This window comes from Halobellus inordinatus (genome assembly GCF_024498335.1).
Classification (GTDB): Archaea; Halobacteriota; Halobacteria; order Halobacteriales; family Haloferacaceae; genus Haloquadratum; species Haloquadratum inordinatus.
Map to the genome: position 1 here is coordinate 465442 of NZ_CP101825.1, position 24199 is coordinate 489640.

22 protein-coding genes are annotated in these 24199 nt (G+C 66.2%); 8 read left to right on the forward strand and 14 right to left on the reverse strand.

Annotation, left to right across the window (positions count from 1 at the left end; all coding sequences use genetic code 11):
• Positions 1 to 24: 24 nt before the first annotated feature.
• The 4 genes from NO362_RS02375 to NO362_RS02390 form a co-directional block, all read right to left on the reverse strand.
• On the reverse strand, positions 25 to 1893 hold the full coding sequence (locus NO362_RS02375) for a cation:proton antiporter domain-containing protein (protein ID WP_256288722.1): 1869 nt from the start codon (positions 1891 to 1893) through the stop codon (positions 25 to 27).
• A 129-nt stretch (positions 1894 to 2022) separates the two neighbouring features.
• On the reverse strand, positions 2023 to 4005 hold the full coding sequence (locus NO362_RS02380) for an AMP-dependent synthetase/ligase (protein ID WP_256545987.1): 1983 nt from the start codon (positions 4003 to 4005) through the stop codon (positions 2023 to 2025).
• Positions 4006 to 4158: 153 nt separating this feature from the next.
• Positions 4159 to 4494, reverse strand: a complete 336-nt coding sequence (locus NO362_RS02385; RefSeq protein WP_256288719.1) for an AzlD domain-containing protein — start codon at positions 4492 to 4494, stop codon at positions 4159 to 4161.
• The gene (locus NO362_RS02390; protein WP_256288906.1) at positions 4494 to 5204 is read right to left on the reverse strand and encodes an AzlC family ABC transporter permease; all 711 of its coding nucleotides are present in this window, start codon (positions 5202 to 5204) and stop codon (positions 4494 to 4496) included. The genes NO362_RS02385 and NO362_RS02390 overlap by 1 nt, the downstream gene beginning before the upstream one ends.
• A 161-nt stretch (positions 5205 to 5365) precedes the next feature.
• Between NO362_RS02390 and NO362_RS02395 the strand changes: the two genes are divergently transcribed.
• Positions 5366 to 6703 (forward strand): ribonuclease catalytic domain-containing protein, encoded by a 1338-nt coding sequence (locus NO362_RS02395; protein WP_256545988.1) that lies wholly within the window; start codon positions 5366 to 5368, stop codon positions 6701 to 6703.
• Between the two features lie 27 nt (positions 6704 to 6730).
• Here NO362_RS02395 and NO362_RS02400 read toward each other — a convergent pair whose 3' ends face one another.
• The 3 genes from NO362_RS02400 to NO362_RS02410 form a co-directional block, all read right to left on the reverse strand.
• Positions 6731 to 6967: a DUF7385 family protein gene (locus NO362_RS02400; protein ID WP_121568593.1), complete on the reverse strand. Its 237-nt coding sequence runs from the start codon at positions 6965 to 6967 to the stop codon at positions 6731 to 6733.
• 113 nt (positions 6968 to 7080) lie between these two features.
• Positions 7081 to 9147, reverse strand: coding sequence for an ATP-binding protein (locus tag NO362_RS02405; RefSeq protein WP_256545989.1), 2067 nt, complete (start codon positions 9145 to 9147; stop codon positions 7081 to 7083).
• A gap of 40 nt (positions 9148 to 9187) precedes the next feature.
• On the reverse strand, positions 9188 to 9892 hold the full coding sequence (locus tag NO362_RS02410) for a rhomboid family intramembrane serine protease (RefSeq protein WP_256545990.1): 705 nt from the start codon (positions 9890 to 9892) through the stop codon (positions 9188 to 9190).
• Positions 9893 to 10183: 291 nt separating this feature from the next.
• Here NO362_RS02410 and NO362_RS02415 point away from each other — a divergent pair, with 291 nt between their 5' ends.
• On the forward strand, positions 10184 to 11503 hold the full coding sequence (locus NO362_RS02415; RefSeq protein WP_256545991.1) for a TIGR00341 family protein: 1320 nt from the start codon (positions 10184 to 10186) through the stop codon (positions 11501 to 11503).
• Positions 11504 to 11624: 121 nt separating this feature from the next.
• Positions 11625 to 12392 (forward strand): SIMPL domain-containing protein, encoded by a 768-nt coding sequence (locus NO362_RS02420; protein ID WP_256545992.1) that lies wholly within the window; start codon positions 11625 to 11627, stop codon positions 12390 to 12392.
• Between the two features lie 12 nt (positions 12393 to 12404).
• Here NO362_RS02420 and NO362_RS02425 read toward each other — a convergent pair whose 3' ends face one another.
• Positions 12405 to 13664, reverse strand: coding sequence for an MgtC/SapB family protein (locus NO362_RS02425; RefSeq protein ID WP_256545993.1), 1260 nt, complete (start codon positions 13662 to 13664; stop codon positions 12405 to 12407).
• 50 nt (positions 13665 to 13714) lie between these two features.
• Entirely contained in the window at positions 13715 to 14689 is a 975-nt protein-coding gene (locus tag NO362_RS02430) for an NOG1 family protein (protein ID WP_256545994.1), read from the reverse strand.
• A gap of 146 nt (positions 14690 to 14835) precedes the next feature.
• Between NO362_RS02430 and NO362_RS02435 the strand changes: the two genes are divergently transcribed.
• Positions 14836 to 15198, forward strand: coding sequence for a DUF5518 domain-containing protein (locus NO362_RS02435; protein WP_256545995.1), 363 nt, complete (start codon positions 14836 to 14838; stop codon positions 15196 to 15198).
• 23 nt (positions 15199 to 15221) lie between these two features.
• On the opposite strand, the gene NO362_RS02440 is transcribed toward NO362_RS02435, so the two are convergent.
• The 3 genes from NO362_RS02440 to serS all read right to left on the reverse strand — a co-directional run bounded on the left by NO362_RS02440 (position 15222) and on the right by serS (position 17816).
• Complete coding sequence (locus tag NO362_RS02440) at positions 15222 to 15722, reverse strand: DUF367 family protein (protein ID WP_256546660.1); 501 nt, start codon at positions 15720 to 15722, stop codon at positions 15222 to 15224.
• Between the two features lie 187 nt (positions 15723 to 15909).
• Positions 15910 to 16209: a HalOD1 output domain-containing protein gene (locus NO362_RS02445; RefSeq protein WP_256545996.1), complete on the reverse strand. Its 300-nt coding sequence runs from the start codon at positions 16207 to 16209 to the stop codon at positions 15910 to 15912.
• Between the two features lie 224 nt (positions 16210 to 16433).
• On the reverse strand, positions 16434 to 17816 hold the full coding sequence (gene serS, locus NO362_RS02450) for a serine--tRNA ligase (protein WP_256545997.1): 1383 nt from the start codon (positions 17814 to 17816) through the stop codon (positions 16434 to 16436).
• Between the two features lie 151 nt (positions 17817 to 17967).
• Here serS and uppS point away from each other — a divergent pair, with 151 nt between their 5' ends.
• Positions 17968 to 18909 carry a polyprenyl diphosphate synthase gene (uppS, locus tag NO362_RS02455; RefSeq protein WP_256545998.1) on the forward strand — a complete coding sequence of 314 codons (942 nt, stop codon included), beginning with the start codon at positions 17968 to 17970 and terminating at the stop codon, positions 18907 to 18909.
• A 37-nt stretch (positions 18910 to 18946) separates the two neighbouring features.
• Here uppS and NO362_RS02460 read toward each other — a convergent pair whose 3' ends face one another.
• Positions 18947 to 19555, reverse strand: coding sequence for an undecaprenyl diphosphate synthase family protein (locus tag NO362_RS02460; protein WP_256545999.1), 609 nt, complete (start codon positions 19553 to 19555; stop codon positions 18947 to 18949).
• Between the two features lie 208 nt (positions 19556 to 19763).
• On the opposite strand from NO362_RS02460, the gene NO362_RS02465 reads away from it, so the two are divergent.
• The 3 genes from NO362_RS02465 (at position 19764) to NO362_RS02475 (ending at position 22353) form a co-directional block, all read left to right on the forward strand.
• The gene (locus NO362_RS02465) at positions 19764 to 20507 is read left to right on the forward strand and encodes a potassium channel family protein (RefSeq protein WP_256288706.1); all 744 of its coding nucleotides are present in this window, start codon (positions 19764 to 19766) and stop codon (positions 20505 to 20507) included.
• 139 nt (positions 20508 to 20646) lie between these two features.
• A complete protein-coding gene (locus NO362_RS02470; RefSeq protein WP_256546661.1) occupies positions 20647 to 21903 on the forward strand; it encodes a DUF92 domain-containing protein in 1257 nt (418 codons plus the stop codon).
• Between the two features lie 3 nt (positions 21904 to 21906).
• Positions 21907 to 22353 carry a GNAT family N-acetyltransferase gene (locus tag NO362_RS02475; RefSeq protein WP_256546000.1) on the forward strand — a complete coding sequence of 149 codons (447 nt, stop codon included), beginning with the start codon at positions 21907 to 21909 and terminating at the stop codon, positions 22351 to 22353.
• Between the two features lie 31 nt (positions 22354 to 22384).
• Here the strand turns inward: NO362_RS02475 and dnaG are convergent, their stop codons facing one another.
• Positions 22385 to 24028 carry a DNA primase DnaG gene (gene dnaG / locus NO362_RS02480; RefSeq protein ID WP_256546001.1) on the reverse strand — a complete coding sequence of 548 codons (1644 nt, stop codon included), beginning with the start codon at positions 24026 to 24028 and terminating at the stop codon, positions 22385 to 22387.
• Positions 24029 to 24199: the final 171 nt, after the last annotated feature.

Sequence of the window (24199 nt, forward strand, 5' to 3'; positions counted from 1 at the left end):
CGCGAACGAGGAGCGCGGCGCGCGCTACTTGTCGGGGTGGACGTACTGGATCGCCTCGCGGACCTCCTCGCGCCCACCGATGATCGTGATCCGGTCGCCTTGCTGGAGCGTCAAGTCCGCGTCGGGGACGTGGGTCTCGCCCTCGCGCTGGACGAGGACGATGAGCGAGTCGTCCGGGAGTTCGGGGCCGACCTCGCGGATCGTGCGGCCGACGATCTCCTCGGACGTGACTTCGATCTCCTGGACGTCGCCGGAGCGACCGATCTCGCCCATCCAGTCCATCATCGACGGCCGCTCGATGTAGTTGTCCATCGCCTGCGCCGTCGCCAGCGTCGCCGAGATCGTGCGGACGCCGAGTTCCTCGAACGCTTCGGCGTTGTCGGGGTTGTTCACCCGCGCGAGGATCGTCTCGGGGCCGAACTTCGAGCTGGCGAGCTGTGAGACGAGCAGGTTCACGTCGTCGTTGCCGGTCGCGCCGACGACGATCCGCGCGTTCTCCGCGCCGGCCGACCGGAGGACGTCCGTGTCGGTGCCGTCGCCGTGGTGGACGGTGAAGCCGGCGTTCCGCGCGGTTTCGACCGTCTCTTGGTCCTGTTCGATGAGCACTACGTTCTCTCCGCGGCCTTCGAGGCGTTCGGCGAGCGTTCGGCCCACCTTCCCGCCTCCGATGATGAGTACGCGCATTGGGATGATGTCGAGGTATTCGGCTATCTGTCGGGCGAATCCGCCTTCGAGAACGACGGTGACGAGGATGACGAGAAAGACCGTGCCGACGAGCGTGTTCGCCGCCTCGTCGAGGCCGGCGTTCCGGAGTTCGATCGCGAAAAGCGTCGCGACCGAGGCCGGAATGATCCCCCGAGGACCGACGAGGCTCATAAACCACTTCTCGCCGGTGCTGAAGCGATCGCCGCGCGCCGAGAGGAACACGAGCGCCGGGCGCAACACGAGTGCGACGACGGCGGCGACGAGGAGTCCGGGGGGGCCGATCGTCCGCAGGATGTCGAACTGCAACAGCGCCGCCAGCGCGATGAAGACGAACGAGAGGACGAGCAGCGTCACGTCGCCTTTGAACGCCGAAATCTCCTCTTCGTACGGGATGTCGGCGTTGCCCATCAGAATGCCCGCGGTGGCGACGGCGGCGATCCCCGCCTCCGTCGCGATTGTGTCTGCGGCTCCGTAGGCGACGAGCGCGCCGGCGAGAGTGAGCAGGCGGGCGTTCTGCGGTGCGTTCCCCGGCGAGAGGTCGACGTACCGGAGCGCATAGAGAAGCACGGCCGCGACGATTCCGCCGATGACGACGCCGACGCCCAGGCGCTCGGCGAAGAGCGTCAGCAGCGCCATCGGTTCCGTGACGCCGGAGATGATCGCCTCGAAGATGACGACCGCGAGGATCGCCGCGGTCACGTCGTTGACGATCCCCTCGGTCTCTAAGGCGGCCTCGACGCGGTCGCGTGCGGGGACGACTTCCAGAATCGGCGTGATGACCGTCGGCCCGGTCGCGACGAGCAGGGCTCCGATCAGGAACGAGAGGGACCACGAGGCGGCGAGCAGGACGTGGACGGCGACGGCAGTCCCGACGAGCGCGATGGCGGCCCCGAGCGTGATCAGCTTGAGTGTCGCCGCCGGGGCCTCCCGGAGCTTCTGGATGCGGAGGTGAAACGCACCCTCGAAGACGATGATCGCGACCGAGAGGCCGACGATCGCACTCAGCGCGTTGCCGAAGGAGTCCGGTCCGACGACGCCGAGCACCTCCGGGCCGAGGAGGATTCCGGACGCGATCAGAAAGACGACGCTCGGGATGCGAAAGCGATCCGAGAGGATCTGTGAAATGACGCCGATCCCGATGATCGCGGCTACGATGGGGATGAGATTCGCCCCGCCTGCGGTCGCCACTAGGACACCTCCATACCTCCGTTTTGATCCCCCGAAGGGTATAAATCCACACATTCCGGCCGGTTTTCGACCGACAATAGGTGGTGAATACGAAATTTGCTCGTATAATTGGTGGACGAATGTCCGGTTCTACTGCGATATCGTCGCGTCCGCGTCGGGGTCGTAGAGCATCTCGACCTGATCGCCGTACTGAGCCAGGATGTTCCGGCGCTTTTTCTTCATCGTCGGCGTCAACAGGTCGTTCTCCTCGGAGAACTCCTCGGAGAGGATGCGGAAACGCTTGATCTGCTCGTAGGACTCGAAGTTCTCGTTGGCGGCGTCGATCTCGCGTTGGATCCGCTCGCGGACGCGGTCGTCACGTGCGATCTCGGCTCGGTCTCCAGGAAGGTCGACGCCCTCGCTGTCGGCCCACTCTCGGATGCCCTCGAAGTTGGGAACGACGAGCGCGGAGACGAACTTCCGGCCGTCGCCGACGACGAGACACTGTTCGACGACGGGGCTCGCGGCGAAGGCGTCTTCGATCGGTCCCGGGGCGACGTTCTTGCCCGTCGAGAGCACGAGGATCTGCTTCGCTCGCTCGCGGAAGGTGATGTACCCGTCCGGCCGCAGTTCGACGATGTCGCCAGTGCGGAACCACCCGTCGTCGGAGAACGCCGCCGCAGTGTCGTCAGGGCGGTTCCAGTAGCCGTCGGAAACGTTCGGCCCCCGGACGAGCAGTTCACCCACGTCGCCGCCGGCGGCGCCGGACTGGTCGCCGACGATGCTCTGATCGAGGTCGACCTCGACGTCCGGAAGCGGCGGGCCGATCGTTCCCACTTTCGGCTCTTCAGGTGGGTTGACGGCGACGACGGGGGCGGTCTCGGTGAGGCCGTAGCCTTCGAGGATCGGCAGGCCCATCGCGTGATACAGCCGACACAGCTCCGGTGAGAGGCTCCCGCCGCCGCTGATGAAGAAGTCGACGCGCCCGCCGAGCGCCTCGCGAACCTGCTCGAAGACGAGGCGGTCCGCGAGGCGGTGTTTGGCCGACAGCACCGCCCCCGGATCGTCGGCCGCGTGGTACGCCTGCCCTACGTCGACCGCCCACTCGAAGATCCGGCGTTTGACTGGTGACTCGGCCGCCTGCGAGCGGATCGCGTCGTAGAGCTTCTCGTAGACCCGCGGGACACTCGTGCCGACCGTCGGCCGGACCAGTTGGAAGTCCTCCCGGAGCGTGTCGGGGCTCTCGGCGTAGGCGACGGTCGCGCCCGCGGCGAACATCAGGAAGTGCCCGGCGAGACGCTCGAAGACGTGCGCGAGCGGGAGAAACGAGAGCGTCGTCGATCCCGCAGAGATCACGCCGCCTGTCTTGTCCGGTCGCGGGCCGAACCGCCGGTAGCACTGATTGACGTTCGACCGGAAATTGTGGTGTGTGAGTTCGACGCCTTTCGGCTGGCCGGTCGTCCCCGACGTATAGATCAGCGAGGCGAGGTCTTCGGGGTCGCGTTCGTCCAGCCACGACTCGTAGGCGGTCTCGTCGAAGGCCTCGGTTCCGCGGTCGTAGACCTCTGCGAGCGTGTAGATGTCGTCGCGGTCGCGGACGGCGCCGCCCATCCCGCTTCCGTCCGGGATCTCGTCGACGACGACGACGAACCCCAGATCGAGGTCGTCTTCGACGGCGAGCACGCGCGAGAGCAACTCGGCGTTCTCGACGACGACGCCGCTCGCGCCGGGATCGGAGAGGAGATACTCTACCTGCGACTGCGAGGAGGAAGTGTAGACGGTCGTGACGACGGCGCCCGCCGAGAGCAGTGCGAAGTCAGTCTGTGCCCACTCCATCCGCGTGCCCGAGAAGATACCGACGCGGTCCCCGGCGTCGACGCCGAGCGAGCGAAAGCCGGCGGCGAGTGCGCGGACGATCTCGCGCATCTCCGCGTACGTCACTCCGGCGTAGTCACCCTCTGGCGCAGCGGATACGACGCCGCTTGCGACGAGCGAGCGGTCGTAGACGCCGCCTTTGTACCGTTGGGCGACGGCGTCCGCGTTCCGGGCCGCGCTCTCGTCGAACATCCGTGCCAGCGTCGTCTCGCCGAGGACGTCGTCGTCGAACGACGCTTCCGCCTCCCGCCAATTCATAGCGGTACGACACACCCGGGCGAATTAAAGGTACAGCCGTTCCGGACGCAGTCCGTTGTTCGTGGTTGAACGTCCACAGGCGGGTCTCGCGTTTACGCGTCGGAGCCGGTTCCCTATGGTGCGGTTATACGAGGAACGGATCCCGTCCGCGACTCAAAGACCGAACCGGAGCAGCCACAGCGCCGCCATCCCGGCGAATATCGTCGCGAAGACGTCGTCGACGTACCACGCGACCGCACCCGCGACGATGCCCGCGAACAGTCGCTCGTTGCCGACGACCGCGACCGCGCCACCGGGCGCGACGAACGATGGAACGGCGAGTGCGGCGAACACCGCCGGCGGAACGAAGCGAAGCGCACCGGTCACTCGCTCGGGGACGTCGTCGATCCGACCGAACAGGTAGATGAACGACGCGCGGATGCCGAACGTGGCGAGGCCGAGCGCGACGACGACGCCCCAGACCGAGAGCGGGCCGTAGTCGGTCGGCATCAGTGAGCACCTCCGTCGTCGGTGTCACGGCTCGCCGTCGCCAGTCGCTCGTCCGCGATCACGCCGGCGACGACGCCCGCCAGGCCACCGGCGATGAGGCCGAGGTTGAACGGCACGCCGAAGACGTCGCCGGCGACGGCGACGCTGCCGCCGACGACCGCCGCGACGAGTTTCGGCCGCGTGGTGACAGCGGGGACGAGGAGGCTCAAGAACACCAGCGGGACGGCGAACTCCAGCCCCCACGAGTCGGGGACGCGCGCGCCGACGACGATCCCCAGGACGGTACAACACTGCCAGACGACCCACAGCGACACCGCGACGCCGAGGTAGTAGTCTCGCCGCTCGGTGGAGTCGAGGTCGCGGTCCGTATAGCGCGCGATCGAGAGCGCGTACGCCTGATCGGTGAGCACGTACGAACAGAGCGACTTCCACCAGGTGCGGAGCGGCCGGAAGTGCGGCGCGATCGACGCGGAGTACATCACCATCCGGAGATTGATCACGAGCCCTGTGACGAGGACGACCAGCAGTTCGGCGTTGCTCCCCAGCAAGTCGATAGCGGCCAGTTGTGAGGCCCCCGCGAAGACGACGACCGACAGCCCGACGGCCTGCAGCGGCGTCAGTCCGGCGTCGATGGCGGCCGCGCCCGCGACGAGCCCGAACGGGGCGATCCCGATCAGAATCGGCGCTGCATCGCGGACGCCGCGGCGCATCTCTGCGGGGAGCGGTACGCGGGACACGACAGAGTGCTCCGAGCGGGGCAATTAAACCGGTACCGTTTCGCCGCTCCGGGCGATCCCGGCGCTCGCCGTCCTCGACTCGCTGGGGACTCACGTGCGACACCACTAACTACCTCTCCCCAGTAAGAAGCGGTATGTCGAACGACGCGCAGTCGCAGGCCGGGACGGCCGAGGGGCAAGGCCCCGTCGAAATCTCTATCGACGTCGCCCGGCAGTTGGAAGAAAAGCGAGCGGAACTCTTCGAGGAGTTCGGAATCCGCGATCAGTTCCCGTCGCCGGTGCTCTCGGAGGCGCGCTCGCGCACCGAAGGCATCCAAGACGAGATCGAAGACGAACTCGACGAGCGCAAGGACCTCCGCGATCTGACGACCTGGACGACGGACCCCATCGACGCTCAGGACTTCGACGACGCCCTCAGCATCCGCGAGAACGAGGAGACGTACACGCTGTGGGTCCACATCGCCGACGTGACCCACTACGTCCACCCGGAGTCCGAGATGTGGAACGAAGCCGTCGAGCGTGGGAACACGGTCTATCTCCCCGGCTACACGATCCATATGCTCCCGCCGGTCCTCGCGGAGACGGTCTGTTCTCTGGTCCCCGAGGAAGACCGTCTCGCACACACAGTCGAGATGGAGATCAACAAAGAGACGCTCTCATTCGAGGAGGTCGACATCTACAAGTCCGTCATCCACTCCAACGAGCGGCTGACCTACACGCAGTGTGAGAACCGCCTCGACGACCCCGAGGCGCCGCTCCACGAGGAGAACGCGCTCGTCTACGAACTCGCCGATCAGCTCCACGAACAGCGAAAGGAGGACGGCTCGCTCGTCTTGAACCCGAGCCGCGACCGCGCCCACACGATCATCGAGGAGTGTATGCTGAAGGCCAACAAGGCCGTCACGCACGAACTGATGTGGAACCGCGGCGTCGAGGCGATGTACCGCGTCCACCCCCAGCCGACCCCGGATCAGTGGGACGAGGCGCTCCGCGAAATCACCGAACTCGACGGCGTGAACATCTCCGGTGCCTCCTGGGACGACCCCCGAAAAGCCGTCAACGACGCCTTAGAGAACTCCGATTCGCGAGCGCTCAACAAGATCCAGCGGGCGGTGCTGAAGGTGATGCCGCGCGCGAAGTATATGAACGATCCCTTCGGCGGTCACTACGCGCTCAACTTCGACATCTACGGGCACTTCACCTCGCCCATCCGGCGACTGTCGGACCTCATCAACCACTGGATCGTCCACGAGAACGACGTCCCCGAGGACTTAGTCGAACTGTGCGACCGCGCGTCCGAACGCCAGAAGGACGGCGAGACGGCCGAACGGCTCTACAAACAGTTCCTCGAAGAGGTGCATCTGGACCCACACGCCGTCAACAACCGCGGCGTGGTCACTGTCGACGACGACGGGAACTTGGTCAACGAAGAAGGGCTTCCGCCCGAGCGGATCGATCTGCGGGACGAGTAAGCGTCTCCGACCGCGCGGCCGGGCCGCTTACTGCTTTTTGTGCGTAAAGAGAAGTACCTCGTCCTCGTGTGTCGTTACGCAGAGATCGAGCAGCATACTGAGTTCGAGGCTGTTGTACTCGTCCTCGCAGATGACCAGATCGTCGAACGGGTCACCGCACGCGGGACAGGCGATACTCACAGTGTTCCGATACGTCGTCACCCCGCCCGCCGACTCGTGCGGCGTCAGCGACGAAGTGAGGTCGTCGTACTCGCTGTCCTCCATCGTCCCCACGAACGAGGTGATCCTTCATAATTCTACTCCTCGCGGCGGGGCCGAGAGGCAAAAACTCCGCGACGCGGGCGACCCGTAGTGAGACGGCTTCGAGACCGACCTCGTTACTCGGCGATCGGCAGTTCGACGACGAAGACCGCACCCTCCGGGTCGTTGTCTTCGACCCAGACGTCGCCGCCGTAGGTGTCGACCAGCGTCTGGACGAGATACAGACCGAGGCCCGTACCGCTGCTCTCGAGGCCTTTCTCGCCCTTGCCGAAGATGGCTTCCTTCTGGGATTCGGGCACGCCCCGCCCGTTGTCCGCGACGCGGACCTGCACCACCTCGGCGTCGTCGTCGACGGTCGCCGAGACGGTCACCTCGGGCACCTCCTTGTCGTTGTGCTGAACGGCGTTCGTCAGGAGGTTCCTGAAAACCGAGCCGAGAATGCCATTTGCCAGCACTTTCTCCTCCGGAATCGGCCCCTGAGTGGCGACGACGGCGTCGGTCTCGGATGTGAGATTGCTGAGTTCGCTTTCGAGTGCGGCGCGGAGGCTCACCGGCCGACGCTCGCTCTCGTCTGTGAGCATCACCTCCGCCATATCCCGCGCGGTCTGGGTGAGTTCGACCGCGTGGGCGGAACTTTCGCGGATCTTCTGGATGTACTCGCGCTCTTCGTTCGTCTCCGCGTCGTCGAGTTCCGCTTCGCGGAGTTCCAAGAGCAAGTCCGCGTAGGCGGTCACCAACTGGAGGTCGTTTCGGATGTCGTGGCGGACCACCTGATTCAGGGTGTCGAGGTTGTCGCGTTGCTCGCGCAGGCGCTGTTCGTACTCGTTGCGGTCGGTGATGTCGATGTACACGCCGAACTGGTGCGTGACGTCGCCGTCGTGTTCGATCGGGGCCGACCGGAAGAGAAAGTCCCGGACGCCGTCGCGGGCCCTACGCCGCACTTCGCGCGTCAAGCGCTGGCCGTCGGCTGCCTTCTCGTCGAGCAGTTCGGCCTCCGTTGCGGCCTCCTGATGGGGTGGGACGATGAGGTCGTTGATGTCTTCGCCGATCGCCGCCTCGGCGTCGTAGCCGAACGTCGTCTCGAACGCCTCGTTGACGTCGCAGAGGACCGCTCCGCCGTCGGTGAGTTCGACGGTGACGATCGGCTCCGGGACGCCTTCGAACAGCGCCTCGAAACGGTCGCGTTCGCGTCTGAGTTCGCGCTCGCGCTCCCGCCGCTCGGCGCGCGACTGGGCGAGCGCGTTGCTGAGTTGGTTGAATCCGTGCTCGACGTGCTGCCACTCGTCGGTGTCGTCGAGGTCGACCGTGGTGCCGTACTGCTCGTCTTCGAGGGCCTGAAAGCCGCCCAGCAGGCGCGTGAGTTGCTGGATACTCTGCCGGTAGATCCACCACCCGAACCCGAAGAGGATGCTGAGAACCGCCAGGAGCGACCCGATCTGCACGAACGTCACCATCTGGATCGTCGATTCCACTTCCGAGCGGTCCTCGCGCACGCTGACCGTCCAACCCGTCTCCGAGACGGTTACGTTGTGAACGAAGTCAGTGCTCGTCGGCGAGCCGCTGGCAAAGATTCGCGTCCCGTCCCGCGAGTAGAGACGCAAGCACTCCTCACCGTCGAGCGTCGACGCGAACCGGGAGAAGAACTCGTCTTCCGAGAGGTGAAACACGGCGTTCAGCGTGCCGACGACGCGGCCGTCACGGTAGATCGGCGCACTGACCGTGATGATGTGGTTGCCGGATTCGGCTTCGACTGGGTCGCTGACGTACGTCGTTCCGTTCATCGCGCGCTGGAAGTACTCGCGGTCGCCGAACTCCGATCCGACGAGTTCCCGACGCGTCTCCGGAGAGACGTCGGAGACGATGTTCGTCATCGTCCCGTTGGCTGCGATGACTGACGCGCCCGAGAAGCCCGACCGATTCACGAACCTCGCTAAGGCCTGCTGTTGTGCGGTGCTCCCGTGGTCTCCGATAGCCGAATTGGCGGCCGCGACAGAGACAGTCCGTTCCAGCGCCGTGAACTGCTTTTGGAGCTCCGAGCTGACGTGTTCGGCCGACCGCTGGACCTCCATCTCCTCGTGCGCGTACAGCGTGTCTTTGTACTGCTGAAACCCGACAAAGACGGCTCCCGAGAGGATGATCGCGACGATCAGTATCGAGAGCAAGAACGCACGCTTGATCTTCACTACCTCCCAGCATTGGATCCGGAGAATTGAATGTACTGATTCACCGCTGACGGGTTTCGGCGGTCGAAGGGCGCTGGCGGGCGTCTCCACAACCCCGGGTGACGCCGGCCGTCCCGACGCCGACGAGGAGGCCTGCTGCGTGGCCGACGTTGATGCTCGCAGGAGATCGGAGGAGTACGGCTGTGAAAACCTCGATGCCGACGAGTCCGGCGGCACAGACGCCGAACAAAAGCGCCAGGAGTTCGAGGTCGGTCACCCGCCCGTGCTGCGGCACGTGCACTAGGGCGAACCCGGCGGCAGCGAAGACGACGCCGCTGATACCGTAGACGGCGACGTTCGGATCCGACCCGAAAGCGATTCCCCAGCCGGCCAGCGCCGCAATCGAGCCAGCCGCCGCCAGAACCGCCATCGCGGCGAATCGGATCTTCGAGAGGTGTGCCTCCGCGATCCGCCCGAACACGAACAGCGTGAGGACGTTGGGGACGACGTGGGCCAATCCACCGTGGAGTAACGGCGACAGCGGCCAGGCGAGCCACGGCGCGCGGAGGTACACGTAGTTTGTGGTGACGAACACCGACGGCGCGTCCCACAGGACGGTCTGGAAGGCCTGGAGCGCATAGACTGCGCACACCGCCACCGTGAGGAAGTCCGTGATCGGAGCGGACAGCGAACGGTGTTGGGCGAGGACCGGCCGCACCCCGTTGGCGAAGGGGGTGAGCAGATTCGTCACCGAGACGCGCCGCATCGTCTGTACGTCGAACCCGAACCGCTATGAGTGCTTGGGCGAGCGCTCAGGCTGCTCGCGTGGGTTTTTATACGAGGGCACGGCCAGCCACGCCGTGACGTAGTGTTCGCCCCGCGCCGAGTCGCGGTCGTCCGGCACACCGGCGCGGGAGCGGTCGGCCGGCGGTAGCGCAACCTACCCCCACCGAATCCGGTCGAGGACCGGCGTGTCGGCTGTTCGCCCCAGTGTACGGTCGTCTGCACTCACCAGTCGACCCGTCGGATTCTTGTCGTCCCAGCGTGAGGCTCGGACGTGCGACTCGTCCAGGTGATGGTCCCGACCGGGAAGCGAGAGGCCGTACTCGGCGTTCTCGACGAGGAGGACGTCGATTACGCCGTTTCCGACGAGACCAGCGGCCGCGATTACACCGCCGTCGTCACGTTCCCGCTCCCGACGGCGGCCGTCGAACCAGTGTTGGACCAACTGCGGGGCGTCGGTATCGAGCGGGACGCCTACACTGTCGTCATCCAGGCCGAGACCGTCGTGTCCGATCGGTTCGAGGCGCTCGAAGAACGCTACGAGGCAGAAGAAGAAGAGAACGGCAACGGCGACCGGATCGCCCGCGAGGAACTCGTCGCGCGAGCGGACGAGATGGCGCCTACGGTCCGACCGTACGTGCTGATGACCGCCGTCAGCGCCGTCGTCGCGACGGCCGGCTTACTGCTCGACTCGCCCGCCGTCGTCGTCGGGTCGATGGTCATCGCGCCGCTGATCGGCCCAGCGATGGCCGCGAGTGTCGGGACCGTCGTCGACGACCGCGACCTCGCGATCCGCGGCGTCAAGCTACAGGCACTCGGCGGCGGCCTCGCGATCGCCGCCGCGGCGCTCTTCGCCGTGTTGTTGCGGGTGACGAACGTGGTGCCGCTCACGGCCGCCGAGGTGTTCGCGATCGGTGAGATCAGAGAGCGTCTCGCGCCCGACGTCCTCTCGCTCGTGATCGCGCTCGGCGCGGGCGCTGCGGGTGCGGTCTCGCTCGCCTCGGGCGTCTCCTCGGCGCTCGTCGGCGTGATGATCGCCGCCGCCCTCGTCCCACCGACCGCGGTCGTCGGCATCGGCATCGCGTGGGGCGAGCCACAGTCAGTCGTCGGGTCTGCGGTGCTCGTGCTCGTGAACATCCTCGCGATCAACCTCGTCGCGCTCGTCGTGCTCTGGCGGTTGGGCTACCGCCCGAAGCTCTGGTTCCGCGAGGAGGAGGCTCGCTCGACGACGATACAGCGGATCGCGGTGCTGGCGATAGCCCTCCTACTTCTCACAGGGATGCTCGGCGCGTTCACTTACAGCTCCTATCGGACGAACGACTTCGAGAAAGACGCGACAGCGGCGATCGAAGCCGAACTGCCGCCGGAAGCGATGCTGTTAGATCTCGAAGTGACCTACGAGGGCTTTCCGCTCCAGACGCCGCAGACGATCGTCGTGACCGTCGGCCACCCACCGTCGTCGTCGCCGCCGCCGGTCGCCACGGCAATACGCGACCGCGTTTCGGCGCTCGCCCCGGATCCGATCGGACCGTTCGGCCACGAGGAGATCCGCGTCGAGATCCGCTACGTCGGCGTCGACCGCTCGACGGCGTAGCCAATTCGGCCACGGAACCCGGATGCCACCGGAGTAAGATGCGCCAAATTCAGCGTTAAAGGCTCAAAGAGTTCCTTGCGCCAAGCGCGCGTTCAATAGCCGAGCGAACGAACGGGTGTGTATGAACCGTCGAATCGGGTTTACAGCAGTCCTCGTTGCAGCGCTCGTCCTCCTCGCCGGATGTAGCGGACCGCTCCAGTCCACGACGACCGACGCGGCACCGACCGGAGGCGCAGCCGACGGCACAGCGGCCGGAGACGTGACACGAACGATCTCGACGACCGGCACCGGCGAGGTGTCGGCAGACGCCGATCGAGCAGTGGTGACAGTCGCGGTCACCGCTCGCGCCGACACGGCCGAGGCGGCCCGTAGCGCAGTCGCCGAGAACGCGACGCAGATGCGCGACGCGCTCCGTGACGCCGGGGTCGACGACGAGTCGGTGACGACCGCGTCCTACCGACTCCAGCCCTACTACGCGGACGTCGACCGCAAGACCAGTGAGAGAGACGTCGCCGGCTATGAGGCTGTCCACGCGTACCGGATCGAAACGACACCCGACGCCGCCGGGACTGTCGTCGATACCGCCATCGGCAACGGCGCCAGCGAGGTCTACGGCGTGCAGTTCACGCTCAGTGCGGAGACACGCGCCGAGCTCCGCGAGCGAGCACTCGAACGGGCGATGAACGCCGCTCGGACCGACGCCGACGCGATTGCCGCCGCAGCCAATCTCACCGTGACGGGCGTCCAGTCCGCGTCGACCGGCGGTGACTACGGCCCCGTCTACGCAGTCCGTGAGACCGCGGCCGACGCAGGTGGCGCGCCGACACAGTTCGACGCCGGATCGGTCACTGTCACGGCGCGAGTCGACGTGACGTACGCCGCCGCGTAAGTCACGCCGAGGTCAGACGATCAGAAAGAGAACCGCCACGCCGCTGAGAACGACGACACCGAGAACGACCGCGACGAGTCGCCCCAATCGGTACGTGCCGAGAAACAGCGCGAGCACCGCCTTGACGAACGTGTTGGCGGTCGCCGCAATGACGATTCCCGTCGTCGCGACCTCGGTCGATACGGTGCCTTTGGCAGCGAGTCGACTCAGGGTGATCGTCATTGCGTCGACGTCGGCGAGCCCGGAGAAAAACGCCGTCGCGTACACGCCAGACGCGCCCAGCCACTCGTTGGCGGACTCAGAAACGAGAAGCACGATCGCGAAGACGGCGCCGAAAACGAGCGCCGGTTGCAGTCGAAACGGATTCTTGAGTTCGTCGACCTCGACGGTCTCGGTGGTGGCCGTCCACCAGTAGAGGAACGCTGCCGAGACGGCCCCGACGGCCGTCATCACTCCCAGGGGTAGCGCGACGCTCGGGAGCAATTGGGGGTTGACGACGGACACCTCGACGAGAGCGCGGGGGAACATCACGACCGACGCGGTGACGACCGCAAAGCCACAGATGCGGTACAGCGTCTCGTTTTCGGCCGTCTTGCCCGCCATCGAGACCGTCGTCGCCGTCGAGGAGACGAATCCGCCGATGACGCCGGTGAGTGCGATGCCACGCTCCGGCCCCAAGAAGCGACCGAGCAGGTACGCGGCGAACCCGAGGCCGCTGACGAAGACGACCATCAGCCAGACGAACCGCGGATTGAGGCCGTAGAGTACGTCCATCGATCGGTCGGGGAGCGCCGGGAGAACGACTAACGCGACGAGGATGAACTTCGCTGACGCTCGCCGTTCGTGTTCCTCGATCTGGTCGGCGAACGTGTGGATTGGCTCTTTCACCGAGAGGAGGATCGTGACGACCCCGCCAACGACGACCGCGAGCGTCGCACCGCGATCGGAGTGCATCGTCATCGCGCCTAGAAGCGTCGTGAGCAACGCCGCAACGAGGGTTGTCAGCCCGATGTCTCCCTCGTACCAGACCTTCGCGCCGTATGCAACGGTGAGCGGGACGATGAGGAGACCGAGTGCGACCGGGAAGGTGCTGCGGAAGAAAGTGAAGACGAGCGCCCCATAGAGTGCAAACAACGGGAACGTTCGACTCCCCGCGAACTTGCCGCCGGATTCACTCTGTTCGCGTTCGAGGCCGACGAGTGCGCCGAGACCGAGCGCGACCAAGAGACGCCAGAGGACGTCGACAAAGGGAGCAGTAAGCGGGTCAAACATCAGTCACACGTACTCGACCTGTCAGTCCCAGTGAGGAAAGTAATTCGGGACTACTCCTGTCGCGACGGCGGGATGTCGGGCTCCCAACCGACCGCCTCGACCGCCGAGTCGAGCACCTCGTCGACTCCTTCGCCGGTTTCGACGCTCATCTGGAGGTCCGCCTCGACGTCCCGCGAGCGGTCACACTTGTTGTTGACAGTGAGGACGGGGACGTCGCGTTCGCGGAACCGCTCGGCGACAGCGTCGCGGAGTTCCAACTGCGCGTCCAGCGGGTAGCCGCACGCCCCGCTGGCGTCGAGGACGAAAACGACCGCGTCCGCGAGGTGCTCGATCGCGCTCACGGCCTGCCGCTCGATGTCGTTGCGCTCGTCTTCGGGTCTATCGAGCAGGCCCGGCGTATCGATGATCTGATAGCGGACCCGATCGCGCTCGAAGTGTCCGACGTGGACGCCTTTGGTCGTGAACGGATAGCGGGCGATCTCGTTCTTCGCGCGGGTGACGCCGTTGACGAACGACGATTTGCCGACGTTGGGATAGCCGGCGACGACGATCGCCGGTTCGTCCGGTCGGATGTCGGGGAGCGTCTTCAGCGCGTCGCGGGCCTCACCGATCCGTTCGAGGTCGTCTGCGACTTCCTCGACGACGTCCGCCATCCGCGCGAACGCCTGTTTGCGGTGTTTGCGTGCCGTCTCGGGATCGGTCTTGCGGAGCTTCGGCTGGTACTCACGGCGGAGTTCGGCGATCTGCCGACTCGCCCACGTCACCTCCGAGAGGCTCTGACGGAGTTCGTCGACATCGACGATCGCGTCCGCGAGTTCGTAGTAGAAGGGATCGACCGTGCCGAAGTCGGGCCACTGCGTGACGACGTTCTCGAGGTTGTCCGAGAGGATCGACGAGGCCGTCTGCAGCATCGACTGCTGGGCCTCGAGACCGGACTTCGCGCGCCCCGCGCGGGCCGCCCGCGAGAACGCCTTGTCGAGAAGTTCCTCCGACCGGGGCGTCGTCGGAAGGGACTCGAAAATCATATGCGGTCCGTACTCGGCCGAACCGTAAAAGCGCGTCCGTTCGACCCTGTCACAGGCCGTGCGGCGACGTTGTCGGAAACGCGGCCCTGAGAGCGATCCGTCGGACACCCGCCGACGTTTTGCCGCTCGGAAGCGTGGACACGAGTATGAACACAGACTGGCGTGCCGTCGGCATCGGCTTCCTCGTGATGCTCGTCGTCGGCGCGGTCGGCCTCTCGCTTCCGTTCGTCGGCCAGGTCGGTGCGGGCCTCATCGGCGGGTTCGTCGCGGGCTATCTGGCTGGCGGCGTCGGGAACGGCGCGTGGAACGGGCTAATCGCTGGCTCGATCTCCGGCATCGTGCTCTCTGTGCTCGCCGCGACGATCGGCGGCCTGCTCGGCCTCGCCGGCGGTCCGCTGGGCGGATTCCTCGGCGGTGCGGGCGTCTTCATCGTCGGGGTCGTCCTCACGGTGTTGTTTGCCATCGACAGCGCGATCGGCGGGGCGATCGGTGGCCTGATCAGCGGGTAGTTAGACGGTCTCTGAATCCCGATCTACTCGCCTTCGCCCCGGTCGAGATACTCCTGCTGGACGGCGACGACCTCCGAGGAGTCCTCGCAGTCGGCGTACCGCCGGAGCGGTTCCTCGTTCAGCTCCAGGAAGGTGTGGCCCCACGTGAACTTCGAGAGCAACTGCTCGGCTCGCTCGCGGCGGCCGAAGATCACGAGTCCGGCGGCGAGCGCCTCGACGGTCGTCAGTTGCATCGGCCGCCCGAAGTTGACCGGGTTCGCGGCCACGAGGTACGGGAGCGCGCGGTGTTCGCCGGGGAGTGAGAAGCGGGCCTCCCCCGCAGATTCCCACGAGCAGTCGAGCGCGACGAGCGGGGCCGCGTCGGCGTCTGCAGGCGAGAGCGCACGCTCGGCGTGGGGGTTCAAGACGACGCCGTACGGCGTCGCTCGGTCGGAGCGGTGGAGTTCCACGAGATCGAAGCGCGCGAGCTTTCGGGCCGTGCACTTGTCGGGGTCGTCGTCGCCCTCGTAGCGCACGTGAAGCACCTCGGCATCGTCGTCCGGTGCAGCGTCCGCAGCGTCGACAGTCACGTCCGATATGACGAGCGCAGCGGAGAAAAGGCGTTCGTCACGGCCCCGACGTCGCGGGGGTCATACTGTCGGACAGAACTATGTGAAAATTTTCGGCACCCCGTGGGTGTCAAAATGATTCACGAACTTCTGTCCGACAGTATCAGGCCTCTCGTGGTCCACCGTTTGTCGCCTGCACCTCGACGGTGCCGTCTGCCGACACGCGGACGGTGTGGCCCGCGACAGTGAAGACGACGCGCGCGTCGTCGCCGTCGACGGACGCGAGGAACTGCTCGGCGCGTTCGGTGTCGGCGGCGGTGTAGAGCGGCTCTCCGTCCCAGCAGCCGTCCTCACCGAGCGCGCCGACAATCGTCGCATCGAGTTCCTGCGTGCCCCCGAAGTCGTGACGGGCGATCAACTCCCAGTCGGTCGCGCCCCGTCTGTGTCCGGATCGATCGGTCATAGCAGGGACTACCGCTGTCGATCCCAAGAAACGGCGCGACGGTGCGTCCGGATTTAGCCCAGTTCAGCCGGGTGTCGACGTTAACGAGACGTTATGACGCCAAGAACGGGCAATCGAGGCTATAGTAGCGTTTGCAACGGATTACACAGCCAATCGCACGACTGCGTGCGATTCAGTGCGTGAAGACTTGCAAACGCTACTATAGTTCGGTCGCAGATGGCCGGTCACTCGCGCTTGCCAGCGCCGACGGCCGACTCGCCGACCGGTTCGTGACCCTCGATAACCTCAGTACCGCCCATATACGGACGGAGCGGCTCGGGGACGGTCACGGTGCCGTCGTCGTTCTGATAGTACTCGAGGATGGCGACCATCACGCGGGGGATTGCGAGCCCCGAACCGTTCAGCGTGTGGAGGTAGTCGGCCGATTCGTGGCGTTCGGGACGGTAGCGCAGGCCGGCCCGGCGCGCCTGGAACGCGCCGAAGTTCGAGACCGAGGAGACTTCGAGCCAGCGGCCGCCCTCTGCGGGGCCGTCTTCCATATCGTCGCCGGGTGCCCACACTTCGAGGTCGTACTTCTTCCGCTGAGTGAAGCCGAGGTCGCCCGTACACATCTCCAGGATGCGGTACGGGAGTTCGAGTCGGCGGAGGACCTCCTCGGCCTCGTCGACGAGGCCCTCGAAGCGCTCCTCGCTCTCGTCGGGTCGGACGAAGTTCACCATCTCGACCTTGTTGAACTGGTGGACGCGAACGATACCGCGGGTTTCGGTGCCGTGTTCGCCCGCCTCGCGCCGGAAGTTCGGCGTGTACGCCTGCACTTTCAGCGGGAGGTCGTCGTCGAGGAGGATCTCGTCGCGGTACATATTCGTCACCGGGACCTCCGCGGTCGGGCAGAGCCAGAGGTCGTCGTCGTCCCACGGTTCCTCGTTCGCCCCGCCGATGCGGTAGGCGTCCTCGGTGAACTTCGGGAACTGGCCGGTGCCGATCATCGACCGGGAGTTGACCGGGATCGGCGGGAAGACGTCGGTGTAGCCCTGCTCGCGGTGGACGTCGAGCATAAACTGGACCAGGGCGTGTTCGAGTCGCGCGCCGTCGCCCTTCGTGAAGTAGAAGCCGCCACCAGTCACTTTCGCGCCGCGCTGGAAGTCGAGGATCTCCAGTTCCTCGCCGAGGTCGTAGTGGGGGACGACCTCCTCGGGGAGGTGCCGCAGGTCGTCGAAGCCCTCGCGGCGGCGTTCGACGTTCTCGGACTCGTCGTCGCCGATCGGGACGTCGTCGTCGGGGATCTGTGGAATCTCCAGGAGCGCCGCTTCGAGTTCGGCTTCGAGTTCGTCGGCGCGGTCCTCGATCTCTTCGAGTTCCGCTTTCAGCTCCTGTGAGCGCTCGATGGCTTCCTGGGCCTCCTCCTCCTCGCCTTCGGCCTTCAGATCGCCGATCTTCGAGGAGATCTGGTTGCGTTCGTGTCGCAGGTCGTCGCCGCGCTGTTTGAGCTCCCGCCACTCCTCGTCGATTGCGAGGACGGAGTCGAGATCGACGTCCTCGACGCCTTTCTGTTCCAGGGCCGCGCGAACCGCTTCGGGGTTCTCGCGGAGGAACTGTCTCCCGATCATACCAGTCGCTTCTTCGGGACCCGGCAAAACCGTGTCGCATCCGCGAGCGGCGTCGAGCGGGGGTTCGATCTGTGAATCTGCCGGATGGGCGGATCGCTACCTGGGATGTACAACGAAAAGACACATACCCGAGGACGGAGTGAACCCAGATATGTCGAATTGGCTCCGTCGACGGTTCACCGACGCGTACGAGCGAATGCTCCGGCGACAACTCGACGTCGCGCCCACCCACGTCGCGATCATCCAGGACGGCAACCGCCGGTACGCCCGTGAACGCGGCGACGACGCCCCCGACGGGCACCGCGAGGGGGCGAAGACGACCGAGCGCGTTCTGGAGTGGTGTGACGACCTCGGGATCGAGGAGCTGACGCTGTATGCCTTCTCGACGGAGAACTTCGAGCGGCCCGACGAGGAGTTGGAGCCGCTCTTCGATCTGCTGGAGTCGAAGCTCTACGAGTTCGCCGACTCCGACCGCGTCCACGAGAACGGCGTTCGGATCGGCGCGATCGGCGACGTCGAGGAACTCCCCGAGCGCGTCCGCGACGCCGTCGACTACGCAGAGTCGCGAACGGCCGACTACGACCAGCTTCGACTCAACATCGCGCTCGCGTACGGCGGCCGCTCGGAACTGCTCGGCGCGGCCAGAGAGGTCGCCCGCGAGGTCGCCGCCGGCGACCTCGACCCCGAGGACGTCGACGTCGACGCCGTCGAGCGGCGGCTCGCGAAGCACACCACGCGGGACGTCGACCTGATCATCCGGACCGGCGGCGACGAGCGGACCTCGAACTTCCTGCCGTGGCACGCCAACGGCAACGAGGCCGCCGTCTACTTCTGTGCGCCCTACTGGCCGGAGTTCTCGAAGGTCGACTTCCTGCGCGGCCTCCGCACGTACGAGTCGCGCGAGCAGTCCTGGCGGCAGTCGCGAACGGAACGCGCGGTCGCGCTCCTCCGCGCCGTCACCGAGACCGAACTCGCCGACGCGAAGGCCGTCGCCACGCGGCTCCGAGGCCAACTCCCCTCCGCAGGCGCGCGAGAGGTGTCTGCCGAACTGGAGCGCCAGCGTGGGTCCGAGCCGGTCGAGCGCGCCGATTGACGGCCGAATCGACGCACGATCAGCGGTCGGCGCGCAGTCAGCGACCGAACCGTCGCTGCCGATTCTGGTAGTCGAGGACGGCCCTGAGGTAGTCCCGGCGGCGGAAATCACGCCAGTTCACGTCGGTGAAGTACAGTTCCGAGTAGACGGACTGCCAGATGAGAAAGTCCGAGAGCCGCTCGGCGCCGGTCTTGATGAGGAGGTCGGGTTCGTCGTCGAAGACGAGTCGGTCCTCGATCTGTTCGGCGTCGACCGACTCGGGACCGAGGTCGCCCGCGTCGACCGATTCGGCGATGCCCTGCACGGCGGCGGCGAACTCGCGCTTTCCTCCCAGGCCGATGTTGATCCGGATCGGTGCGTCGGCGCGTTCGGTGTCGCCCGGCCCGCGGACGGCGACCGGGCGGGGGCCGTCGACGGTCCGCAGTTCGCGTTCCAGCGTCGGCACGACGGCCTCGTCGAGGACGCTCACCGAAATCGTGACGCGCTCGGCGCCGTACTCGAAGGCCCACCCGAGAAACTCCGAGAGCGTCTCGTAGGCGCCTTGCTCTAAGAGGTCGCGCTCGGTGATCACGACGGCGACGTGTGCGGGCGGGTCGGCGTCGTGGAGTCGGTGGCGGAGGGCGAGATAGCGATCGTACAGTCCCACGCGAGAGCGTGCGCCCCGGAGCGATATATGCCTCCGGGTTCGCCCGCAACGCGGATTGAAGTATAGCAATTAATGATGTTTGAGTAAGCCCTATTATGTTTAAGTATGCACGGTGATTTGCGGATAAATCGCGGAAGCAAATAGGAATGCGAACGATAGTGAATCAATCTGAATTTACTCGAATAGCAGTTCGGGGGATCCACGCCCGATGAACCCACTCGGGGAGGTGCTGCAGCGACCGCTGTTGCGGTATCTGCTGCGTCCGGTAGCGGCTTTTGGAGGCGTCGTCGCGGTCGGCGTCGCCGGGTTCAGTTCGCTCGGCGGCATCGGCATCGTCGACGCGCTCTTTTGGTTGCTGGACCCGACGAGCATCGAACTCCACTTTCAGGCGCACGAGGGGCCGGAGACGCTGGTGAAAGGATACGCGGTCGTCGTGCTGTCGGGACTCGTCGTCGCCGGATTGTGGATCGGCGAGACGGTCTTCTCGGCCGCGTTCGGCGGACAGATTCAGACGGAGCTGAAAGAGATGCAAATCGAACGGACGGTCGACGAGTTGCACGGACACATCATCATTTGCGGATACGGCACGTTCGGGAAGACGGTCGCTCAATCGATGCAGGACGCCGAAACGGACGTCGTCGTGATCGAGCAGGAGAACGCCCCGTTCCAGCGCGCGCTCGACGACGAGATCCTCGCGATCCAGGGCGACGCGCGGCGCGAGGAGACCCTGACTGATGCCGGCGTCAAGCAGGCCTCGACCGTCGTCGGCGCGATCGACGACTCGAACGCGAACATCCAGATCGCGATGGCCGCGAGCCAGATCGCGCCGACCGTGCGACTGGTCGTTCGGGTCGGCGACGAGATGTACGAACCGCTCGCTCGCCGCGCCGGAGCCGACGAGGTGATCATCCCGGAGATCGCGAGCGCCGAACAGGTGACGACGACACTCTAACGGGTTCAAGCCGGGGGTACGACCGCGACGTCGACGCAGTACCACACCCGATGTCGGGAGGGTTAAGTGCGCGTCGGGGGTATCCGGGGGTGTGCAATCGACGCTCCGGCGGGCGAGCGGGTTCGCCCTGGTGGGGACGATGGCGGTTGCCGCGCCGGTGCTCGGCCGGGCGGCGTTCGTCCCGTTCGCCGCCGTCGCGCTCTTTGCGGCGTTCGTGATCACGGACGGCCCGCTGTTCGAGTTGTTCGCCCGCCCCAGCGACAGACGGGAGGGGCGGCTGAACGGGCTCGCCGGCTTCGCGCTGGCGGCCGCCGGACTCGCAATTCTCGCGACCGAAATCGGACTCCCGGTCCCGCTGTTCGTCGCCGCCGTGTTAGTCCTCGCGTACGGAAACCTCGGCAAGCGACTCGTCGCCGAAACCTCCGACGAGCCGTTCCTCGGAGCTGCCGGGTTCGTGATCGGCGGAAGCGTCGCCGGCGTCGCCGGACAGGCCGCGGTCGCCTCGCTGACGGCCGCGCCGATCGTCGCCCCGCGGTTCGCCTTCCTCGCCGTCGCCGGATCGCTGGTCGCCGCGCTCTTCCGTGAGATGCTCTTCGAGCGCGACGATCCGCTGGTGATGTTCTCGACGGGCCTGCTGCTGTGGCTGTTCGACGCGCTCGCGGTCTCGGTCGGGACGGTGGACGTGGCGGCCGCACTCGGCGTCACGATCCTCCTCGGGTACGCCTCCTACGCGCTCGGGGCCGCCTCGGTCGCCGGGATGCTCTCGGGCGTCCTGCTGGGTCTCCTCGTCATCGTCTTCGGCGGCCTCGGCTGGTTCGCCGTGCTCATCAGTTTCTTCGGCATCGGCGCGCTCTCGACGAAATTTAAATACGAGGAGAAGAAGCGCCGCGGCGTCGCCGAGGAGAACGAAGGCGCGCGCGGCACCGGCAACGTCCTCGGAAACGCCACGGTCGCGCTCGTCTGCGTGATCGGCTTCGCCGCCAGCCACTCGCTGCCGGTGGACGGCACGCTCTTTCAGTTCGCCTTCGCCGGGTCGATGGCGGCCGCACTGAGCGACACGCTCTCCTCGGAGATCGGCGGCCTCTACGACGACCCGCGGCTCATCACGACGCTCGAACCCGTCTCCCCGGGAACCGACGGCGGCGTGACCTGGCAGGGCGAGGTGTTCGGACTCCTCGGCGCGGGCATCGTCGGCGGCGTCGCGCTCGCGCTCCTCCCGGAGGTGACGCTGCTTGGCGCTGCCGTCGTCACGGTCGGCGGCTTCCTCGGGATGACCGCCGACAGCGTCCTGGGAGCGACCGTCGAAGGGCCGCAGTTCGGCAACGAGGCGGTCAACTTCGTCGCGACGCTCGTCGGCGCGGTCGTCAGCACCCTCGCCGCGTTCGTCCTGTTCTGAGCCGTGATCCGTCCCGCGCGCCCCTCTGACGCGCAGGCGCTCGCGACGCTTCAGTCGTATCTCGACGCGCCCGCACCCGAACTGCTCGCCTCGTTCGCCGCCGTCGGGACGTGTCTCGTCGCCGTCGACGAGAGCGACGACCGGCCCGTCGGCTACCTGCTCGTCATCGACGGAGAGGACGCCCACATCGCGGAACTGGTCGTCCATCCCGAGCATCGACGCGAGGGACACGCGCGGGCACTGCTCGAAGCGGCGATCGGGCGCTCGGCACCGGGCACGCGAGTGACCCTCGTCGTCGCCGCCGGCAACGATCCGGCGCGGTCGCTGTACGAATCGCTCGGCTTTCGAGAAATCGAGCACCGACCGGAGTTCTACGAGGCAGAAAACGGTGAAGCGACCGACGCCGTCGTCTACGCCTACGACGTCGGTCGTAACGGTGCCGAGCCGTGACCTCGCCTGCGTTCGGTGAACTCGTGACCGTTCAGCTCCTGACCGAGTTGGCCAGTTGATCGGCCGTCAGCAGTCGCACGCCGACCGGTTTCTTGACGAACTCGCCGGTCGAGGCGGCCACGGCGTGATCGACGCCGCGCTGGGCCGCCACGTCGAGGAGGCGCTGCGTGAACTCCCCGTCGACGACCGCCGCGTACGGTGCGGGGTCGGCGTCGGCGATGACGTCGAACGCGTCGTCGACCGGTTGCTCGGTCACAGTGACGAGGTCGTCGTCGAGGAGGCGGATCGTGCCGCTCTGGGCGTCGATGACCTCGCGGACGTGATCTTTGAGCGACTGGGGACGAGCGGCCTCGTCGTCGGCTTCTTCGGCGGTTGCGTCAGCAGCCTCGGCGTCCGGTTCGGTCTCCGTCTCGGCGTCCGGCTCCGCGTCGATGTCTTCGGCTTCCTCGACCGCTGCGTCAGCAGTCTCGGTCGTTTCGGCGGTCTCGGTCGTTTCGGCAGTCTCGGTCGTTTCGGCAGTCTCGACCCCTTCGGCGGTCTCGTCCGCGACGGAATCGCTCGTCGAGGACGCTGTCGGCTCACCGATCGGACCGCTCGGCGTACACCGTCTCGGGCGGTCGTTTTCGAGCGACGCGCCGTCAGCTGCGGTTCCGTCGGCGACGACGTCACCGGCCGAGGCGTCGGATAGATCGACGTCGGCCCCCGAGCTTTCGGCGGTGTCGTATTTCGTCTCGGACACCGCGTCCAGGGCTCCCGGGCCGGGGGTCACCGACTCAGTCGTCGGCGACCCCTCGCGAGGGTCCGTTCGCTCACCGCCCGCGCTCGCCTCGGCCTCGGCTGCGTCGGAAGTCGTCGACTCGAATGTCTCCTCTAGTTCGACGGATTCGATCGGGGCCTTATCGCGGAGAGCCGCGAACACCTCGTGGCGCTTGAGATCCTCGACGGAGCGGCCCTCGGGCGCGAACGCGACGTGGTCGACGTTGCCCACCTGCGCGAGTTCGCGGAGGATGAGTTTCCCGCCGCGGTCGCCGTCGAAGAAGGCGGTGGTGTTCCGCCGGTTAGTGAGGTCGGCGACGGCGTCCGGGACGTTTGTGCCCTCGACTGCGATGGCGTTCTTGATGCCGTATCCGAGAAGCGTGAGCACGTCTGCGCGCCCCTCGACGACGATGACGGCGTCCGAGTCGGCGACGTGCGGACCGGCGGGAAGGCCCTCGTACTCGCTGATGTCCTCGATGCGGACGCTCTCTTTGACCTCGTCGAGGATCTCCGTCGAGGACATCACGCTCTCGTCGAACGACTCCGAGAGGAGTTCCTTCGCGCGCTCGACGACTTCGCGGCGCTTTGCTTCCCGGACGTCTTCGATGTCGGTTACCTCGACGGTGGCCCGGCAGGGACCGACGCGAGTGATCGTTTCGAGGGAGGCGGCGAGGATGGCCGTCTTGACCCGATCGAGGCTGCTCGCGATGGTGACGGTCCCGAACGACTGACCGTTCTGCGAGTCGATTTCGACGTCGATGCGGCCGACTTTCGACGACTGCTGGAGGTCGCGGAGGTCCAGGTCGTCGCCGAGGAGCCCTTCGGTCTGCCCGAAGATGGCCCCGACGACGTCGGAGCGCTCCACGACGCCGTCTGCGGTGATCGCTGCGTGGATGAGATATTTTTCCGTGTCTTCCATTGGTGGATTCCCCCGGTATGGAGGGGTGATGGTGATGTGCGTGTCATGGGAAACCCGATGACGTGCTTATATATGGGCTGCTCTCGGCAAATATCTATCGTACCCGAGAATAACGCCGCCTTTCTGTCCTTTCACAGGAGTCCGGAAGAACCGTTTCGGCGGCCGTAGCGT

Coding starts and splice junctions, on each gene's coding strand:
- dnaG (WP_256546001.1), bottom strand. CDS start 24,028: ATGGAAGACACGGAAAAATATCTCATCCACGCAGCGATCACCGCAGAC.
- NO362_RS02465 (WP_256288706.1), top strand. CDS start 19,764: ATGAACCCACTCGGGGAGGTGCTGCAGCGACCGCTGTTGCGGTATCTG.
- NO362_RS02385 (WP_256288719.1), bottom strand. CDS start 4,494: ATGCCGACCGACTACGGCCCGCTCTCGGTCTGGGGCGTCGTCGTCGCG.
- NO362_RS02410 (WP_256545990.1), bottom strand. CDS start 9,892: ATGCGGCGCGTCTCGGTGACGAATCTGCTCACCCCCTTCGCCAACGGG.
- NO362_RS02445 (WP_256545996.1), bottom strand. CDS start 16,209: ATGACCGATCGATCCGGACACAGACGGGGCGCGACCGACTGGGAGTTG.
- uppS (WP_256545998.1), top strand. CDS start 17,968: ATGTCGAATTGGCTCCGTCGACGGTTCACCGACGCGTACGAGCGAATG.
- NO362_RS02420 (WP_256545992.1), top strand. CDS start 11,625: ATGAACCGTCGAATCGGGTTTACAGCAGTCCTCGTTGCAGCGCTCGTC.
- NO362_RS02470 (WP_256546661.1), top strand. CDS start 20,647: ATGGCGGTTGCCGCGCCGGTGCTCGGCCGGGCGGCGTTCGTCCCGTTC.
- NO362_RS02435 (WP_256545995.1), top strand. CDS start 14,836: ATGAACACAGACTGGCGTGCCGTCGGCATCGGCTTCCTCGTGATGCTC.
- NO362_RS02395 (WP_256545988.1), top strand. CDS start 5,366: ATGTCGAACGACGCGCAGTCGCAGGCCGGGACGGCCGAGGGGCAAGGC.
- NO362_RS02380 (WP_256545987.1), bottom strand. CDS start 4,005: ATGAATTGGCGGGAGGCGGAAGCGTCGTTCGACGACGACGTCCTCGGC.
- NO362_RS02390 (WP_256288906.1), bottom strand. CDS start 5,204: ATGCGCCGCGGCGTCCGCGATGCAGCGCCGATTCTGATCGGGATCGCC.
- NO362_RS02400 (WP_121568593.1), bottom strand. CDS start 6,967: ATGGAGGACAGCGAGTACGACGACCTCACTTCGTCGCTGACGCCGCAC.
- NO362_RS02425 (WP_256545993.1), bottom strand. CDS start 13,664: ATGTTTGACCCGCTTACTGCTCCCTTTGTCGACGTCCTCTGGCGTCTC.
- serS (WP_256545997.1), bottom strand. CDS start 17,816: ATGATCGGGAGACAGTTCCTCCGCGAGAACCCCGAAGCGGTTCGCGCG.
- NO362_RS02430 (WP_256545994.1), bottom strand. CDS start 14,689: ATGATTTTCGAGTCCCTTCCGACGACGCCCCGGTCGGAGGAACTTCTC.